At 72.1% G+C, this 6,360-nt stretch carries 4 protein-coding genes; 2 read left to right on the forward strand and 2 right to left on the reverse strand.

What is annotated here, in order from left to right; genetic code table 11:
* Together ACWDSL_RS51095 and ACWDSL_RS51100 are read left to right on the forward strand one after the other, a co-directional pair.
* Positions 1-3,037: type I polyketide synthase (locus ACWDSL_RS51095; protein WP_450496337.1), on the forward strand; the 3,037-nt coding region annotated here is incomplete at its 5' end.
* 76 nt (positions 3,038-3,113) lie between these two features.
* Complete coding sequence (locus ACWDSL_RS51100) at positions 3,114-4,493, forward strand: cytochrome P450 (protein WP_450496338.1); 1,380 nt, start codon at positions 3,114-3,116, stop codon at positions 4,491-4,493.
* A gap of 40 nt (positions 4,494-4,533) precedes the next feature.
* On the opposite strand, the gene meiC is transcribed toward ACWDSL_RS51100, so the two are convergent.
* Both meiC and ACWDSL_RS51110 read right to left on the reverse strand, forming a co-directional pair.
* Positions 4,534-5,526, reverse strand: a complete 993-nt coding sequence (gene meiC / locus ACWDSL_RS51105; RefSeq protein ID WP_450496340.1) for a meilingmycin biosynthesis spirocyclase MeiC — start codon at positions 5,524-5,526, stop codon at positions 4,534-4,536.
* Between the two features lie 13 nt (positions 5,527-5,539).
* Positions 5,540-6,360: beta-ketoacyl reductase (locus ACWDSL_RS51110; RefSeq protein WP_450496342.1), on the reverse strand; the 821-nt coding region annotated here is incomplete at its 5' end.

Here is a 6,360-nt window from a genome sequence, read left to right on the forward strand (position 1 = left end):
GCTGCTCGACGCGGCGCTGCACCCGGTCGCGCTCGGCCTGGACACCGCGCCCGGACCGGGCGCCCAAGAGCTCGGCCGACTGCCCTTCTCCTGGGGCGGGGTGACGGTCGGCCTCGCCGGCGCCTCGGCGCTGCGGGTCCGGTTGACACCGGTGGCGCAGGACACCATCGCACTGCGGGCCACGGACGGTTCGGGGCGGCTGGTGGTCCAGGCGCGGTCCCTGGCCTTCCGGCCGGTCACCGCCGAGCGATTGCGGGCGGCGGGGACCGCGTACCACGAAGCGCTGTTCCGCCTCGAGTGGACACCTCGGTCCGCTGCCCCCACCGCCCCGGCCAGCCGGCGCCGATGGGCCCTCGTCGGACCCGAGGTGCCGGGCCTGGCGGGGGCGCTGGGCGAGGCCGGGGCGGAGTGGCGGACGTATCCCCACCTGGCCGCGCTGGGCGAGGCCGTCTCCCGGGGCGATCTGTCCCCGGACATGGTGGTGTTCTCCGGCCGGGCGCAGGAGCCCGGTCGCCAGGACCCGCCCGGTGACCACCTCGGCCCCATCCCCCGGACCGCCACCACGACCTCGATCACCGCCACCCCAGAAGCGCTGCGCCAGGCGGTCAACGGCACGCTGGAGTTGCTGCTGAGCTGGCTCGACGACGAACGCTTCGTGGACTGTCGACTGGCCCTCGTCACGCACGGCGCCATCGCCGTGACAGCGGCGGACGGGGTGTCGGACCTGACGTACGCCCCTGTGTGGGGGCTGGTCCGCTCGGCGCAGAGCGAGCACCCCGACCGATTCGTACTGGCGGACACCGACGGGCGGCCCGACTCCCAGCGGGCCCTGCCGGAGGCCCTGCTGGGCGACGAGCCGCAGTTCGCGCTCCGGGACGGTACCGTCCACCTGCCTCGCGTGGGCCGCGTCGCCGTCGCCGCACCTCCCGCGGACCACGCGGACCGTACGGACCACGACGACGCGCGGACCCCGGTGGAGGCCGTCGCCCCGCGGGCCTGGGATCCCGATGGCACCGTACTGATCACCGGCGGCACAGGTGTCCTGGGTCGCCTGGTCGCCCGGCATCTCGTGACCGCACATGGCGTACGTCACCTGCTGCTGACCGGCCGCCGTGGACCGGAGGCGGACGGTGTCCCCGATCTGCTGGCCGAGCTGACCCGCCTGGGCGCCGATGCCGCCGTCCGGGCCTGCGATATGGCGGACCGTCATGCCGTCGCCGAGCTGCTGAGCGGCGTTCCCGCCCGGCATCCGCTCCGCGCCGTGATCCACCTGGCGGGCGTGGTCGACGACGGGATCCTGACCTCGCTGACGGCCGAGCGCATGGACGCCGTACTGGGGCCGAAGGCGATCGGCGCGCTGCATCTGCACGAGCTGACCCACGACGCCGGACTCGACTCCTTCGTGGTCTTCTCCTCGGCGGCGGCCAGCTTCGGTAGTCCCGGCCAGGGCAACTACACGGCCGCCAACGCCTTCCTCGACGCCCTGATGCGCCACCGGCGCGCCCTGGGCCTGCCGGGCCAATCCCTGGCCTGGGGGATGTGGGCCCGGGACAGCGGTATGACCGGGCGCCTCGGGGCCACCGACCGCGCCCGTATGGCCCGGGGCGGCCTGGCGCCGCTGACGGACGAACAGGGGCTCGCCCTCCTGGACGCCGCCGGCACGGTCGACGAGGCCGTGCTGCTGGCCACTCCGCTGGACTTCCGGGCCCTGCGCGCACAGGCCGCGGCAGGCGGGCTGCCGGCCATTCTGCGCGGACTGGTCCGGGCGCCCGCCCGCCGAGCGGCCACCGCCACCTCGGCCACCGACGCCACCGCCACCACGGGCGGCGAGACACCCGCCGCACTGCGCGAACGGCTCGCCGCACTGCCCGGCACCACCGAGCGCACCGACGCCCTCCTGGAGCTGGTACGCACCCACGCCGCCGCCGTCCTGGGCCACGACGCCGCCGAAACCATCGACGCCGGGGAGGAGTTCCGTGAACTTGGCTTCGACTCCCTCACCGCGGTGGAGCTGCGCAACCGGCTCAGCGCCGTCACCGGCCTGCGTCTCGCCACCACCTTGGTCTTCGACCATCCCAGCCCCGGCGCACTGGCCTGCCACATGGGGGAACGACTGGACATCGAGGCCGACGCGGCCGGGCCACGGCCGACGGCGCGCCGCGTAGAAGGCCCAACCCATCGCGAAGGACCCTCGGCCGACACCGTCGAGTCCCTTTTCTGGGTCGGACACGACACCGGACGCATCCACGAAGCCATGCAACTGCTATCAGCCGCCTCGGTCTTCCGGCCCTCCTTCGGCGTCGGCTCGGGCGAGGTGGCACCGAAGTTCGTACGGCTCGCCCAAGCCACGGCAGAGGACGTCACGTCGGGAGGCGAGGCAGCCGATCCCACCCCGCCCGTGCTGATCTGCCTCCCCACCGTGGCCGCGATCTCCAGCGCGTACCAGTACTCGCGCTTCGCCTCCGCGCTCCAGGGGCTGCGCGACGTCTGGTACGCGCCCGCACCGGGCTTCCTCGTGGGCGAGCTCCTGCCGGGAGATGTCGAGGCCGTGACCCACCTGTTCGCCGAAGCCGTTCTGCGCTTCACCGACAGTGCGCCCTTCGCTCTCGCCGGGCATTCCGCGGGCGGCTGGCTCACCTACAGCGTGACCAGCCACCTGGAGGGCCTGGGGGTCCGCCCCGAGGCGGTCGTGGCCATGGACGCCTATCTGCCCGACGAGGGGATCGCACCCGTAGCCTCCGCGCTGACCAGCGAGATCTTCGACCGGGTCACCGAATTCGTCGAAGTGGACTACACCCGGCTCACCGCGATGGGCGGCTACTTCCGTATCTTCTCGGGCTGGACACCGCCGCAGATCGACACCCCGGCGCTCTTCATCCGAGGCCGGGACGGGGAACAGTCGCCGCCGGTCTGGGGGGTGCCGCATACGGTCATGGACGTGGCCGGGGACCACTTCACCATGCTGGAGGAGCACGCGGGGGCGACCGCCCGCCACGTCGATCAGTGGCTGCGGGAGACCTCAGGCTGGGGTGGATAGGGGCTTCTTGGGGGTGTTGGTGGCTTCATATCCTCATTTTCTCCGGTAGCGGCCGACGCCTGATAGGAGTTCAGCGATGCCTGCCCCTCTCCAAGTCCCCGATGTGCCGGGCTCGTGGCCGGTGCTGGGCCACCTGCCCCAACTGGCCCGACAGCCGCTCGACTTCCTGTCCTCCCTGGCCGACCACGGAGACCTGGTCAGAATCCGGCTCGGTCGCAAGCCCGTCTACGTGGCCACCCACCCGGACCTGGTACGGACGCTGCTGGTGACCGACGCGCACGCCTACACACGAGGCGCCGGACACGCCAAGGCGCTGGCCTTCATCGGACCGATCCTCGTCGCGACGACCGGTGAGCCCCACCGGCGCCAGCGCCGCATGATGCAGCCCTGCTTCCACCGACAGCGGCTCGGCAGCTACGTGTCCGCCATGTGCTCGGCCGCCACGGAGACGGCCGACTCCTGGTCCGCGCAGGACGTGGTGGATGTGGTCCCTGTCATGACCGAGCTGGCCACAGCCATGATCGCCAAGTCGTTGTTCGTCTCCGAACGTGCCGCACACGCCGAGGCGGAACTGCGTAAAACAGGCAACGCCATCCTGACCGTGGCCAGGATGAGCGCGATCCTGCCCGGGATCTACCGACGGCTGCCGACCTCCGGCAACCGGCAACTGCCCCCGGCGCGCACCGTGATCGAGGAGACCATCGCCGCCTACCGCGCCGAAGGGCAGGACCACGGCGATATGCTCTCGACGCTCCTGCGGACGACGGACGCCACCGGCGCCGGCCTGACCGACGAGGAGATCCGCGACGAGGTCATGGGCCTGGCCATCACGGGAATCGGCGGGCCCGCCGCCATCGCGTCGTGGATCTTCTACGAGCTCGGCCAGAACCCCGACCTCGAACGACGGCTGCACGAAGAGCTCGACACGGTCCTCGACGGCCGGCCACCCAGCTCCCAGGACCTCACCCGGCTGGTCTTCACCCAGCGACTCGTCAAAGAGGCCCTGCGCAAGTACCCGGGATGGGTCGGTGCCCGGCGCACACGGGAGTCGGTGCGCCTCGGCGGCCACGAGATCCCCGCCGACGCGGAGGTCATGTACAGCGCCTACGCCCTCCAGAACGACCCCCGCTGGTACCCGGACCCCGAGCGGTTCGACCCCGACCGCTGGGACCCCCAGCAGAACGCCACGCGGGTCAAGAAGGGTGCCTGGGTCCCCTTCTCGGGAGGTGTCTACAAGTGCATCGGAGACGCGTTCACCGAGACCGAGACCGCGGTGGCCGTCGCCGTCATCGCCTCCCGGTGGCGGCTGCGCCCGGCGGATGGGCGCAGTGTCCGACCGAGCCACCTGGCCACCCATGTGGTCCCCCGGCCACTGCGTATGGTCGTGGAGCCCAGGAGCCGGAACAAGGACGAGGCGGAGCGCTCACCGCATGTGGCGCCTCAGGTGAGCCGGTGACACACCGGGTATGTCGGGTACGCGGGCGGGGCCGGCGGTCTCAGTAGCCGGCCGTCGGACGGAAGAATTCGGGCAGTTGGTCCGGGGGAGCGCCGTCCATCAGCGAGAACAGGATGTGTGCGCCGGTGTAGAGGGCGATGCTGACATTGGCCCCGCCCACTACCGCCAGCAGCCGGACCCATGGCCTCGGGCCCTCCGATAGGAGGGCCGCCCCGGATTCCAGACAGGTTTCGCCGCGCCGGTTGCGAAAGTGGCGCGCGGCCCCCAGGGAGGCGCCGAAAAGCGCCGAGGCCACCATCTGATACAGCGGGAACTGATACCAGTGCCCGCTCCAGATGGTCAGCTCGGGCACCGCCCGCGTCCACACGGAAACGCCCGCGAAGGACACCAGCGGCTCGGCGATGTCGAGGAGCACGACGAGCAGGAAGCCGAGCGCGATCAGCCGCACCGGCCCCAGCCGTGGCCACCGGGCGGCGGCCAGACCCATGCCTTTGCCGCAGGCCACGGCGACCATCAGGGCCGTCATACAGATGCTCAGGGTCGCCAGCGGCAGCTCGGCCTCCTGGTGGGCCCCCGCCCCCTGCCAACCGGGCACATACGGCCCCCACGAGGCCACCGAACCGAACACATTGACGTTCGACGCGAGCACCGGATTGATCCAGTTCATCAGGGGGCTCTGCCAACTGGCCGACAGCAGCCCGATGAAGAGCAACGCGTCGAACGTCAGCCGCCTCCTGGCCCGACACTTCCGGTACAGATGCACCGCGAGGACCACCGCTCCCACCACGGACAGCAGCGGGATCAGCACATCGGCGATCCGCTCCGAGTCCCCACCGCCCCTGGCCGGAGGCGCCTTCTCGATGCGGTATCCGCTGTCGGCGAGCCAGGAGGCGAACACGTACACCTGAAGCCCCAGCACCAGGGCGCCGACACACGCCCACAGTGTCACGGGAAGGGTGAACACTCGCAGGCCGCGCACGGTATCGGCCCGGCCGACGGCCTCCGGCCGGTCTTCGTCGACGAGATCGGTCATGTATCGCTCCTTACTACGAGTCCGAGCCGGGCTGGTCGCCGTGCGCCAGGCCGATGAGGCTGTCGATGTCCATCTCGTCGATCGAGTCGGGGCCCTCCGCGGAACGGGCAGCGGGGACGGCAGCGGCCCCGACGCTCCCGAGGCCGCCTCCGAGGCCGCCCGGGGCCTCGGCGAGGTCCAGCAGCACAGACAGCAGACCGGCCTCCCGGAGCCTGCCGAGCGGAATGGACGCCACGGCGGCCCGCAACTCCTCCTCCCCGGGATCCGAGGCCGAGGTCCCGTCCGCCGCGGTGCCGTTCCCGTTCGCCGGCAGCAGCAGGGCACGCACATGCTCCGCGAGCGCGGTCGGGTTCGGAAAGTCGAACGCGACCGTCGCGGGCAGCCTGAGGCCGGTGGCGGTGGTGAGCCGGTTGCGCAGCTCGACGGCGGTCAGCGAGTCGAAGCCCAGCTCCCGGAAGGCACGCCGCTCCGCCACCTCCTCGATCCCCGCATGGCCGATCACCGCGGCGGCGTGGGACCGTACGAGACGAGTGAGGATGCCCTGCTGCTCCTTGCCACCGCAGCGGGCCAGCCGCTCGCGGAGCGACACACCCACGTTCGCCCCGTCCTCCCCGCCCTCGCCCCGGTCAGCCGCGCCGCCGGGACGGGCGGAGGCCGGGACGAGCCCACGCAGCAGCGCCGGCACCCCGGCGGCGGTCGCCCGCGAGCGCAGCGCGCCGAGCTCGAACCGGGCCGGGACGAGGAACGGCTCCCCGGCCGCCGACGACGCGTCGAAGAGGGCAAGGGCCTCCTCGGTTGCCAGCGGCGTCATCCCGCCACGGTTGATCCGGGCGT

This window comes from Streptomyces sp. NPDC000941 (assembly GCF_053599555.1).

Coding starts and splice junctions, on each gene's coding strand:
- meiC (WP_450496340.1), bottom strand. CDS start 5,526: ATGACCGATCTCGTCGACGAAGACCGGCCGGAGGCCGTCGGCCGGGCC.
- ACWDSL_RS51100 (WP_450496338.1), top strand. CDS start 3,114: ATGCCTGCCCCTCTCCAAGTCCCCGATGTGCCGGGCTCGTGGCCGGTG.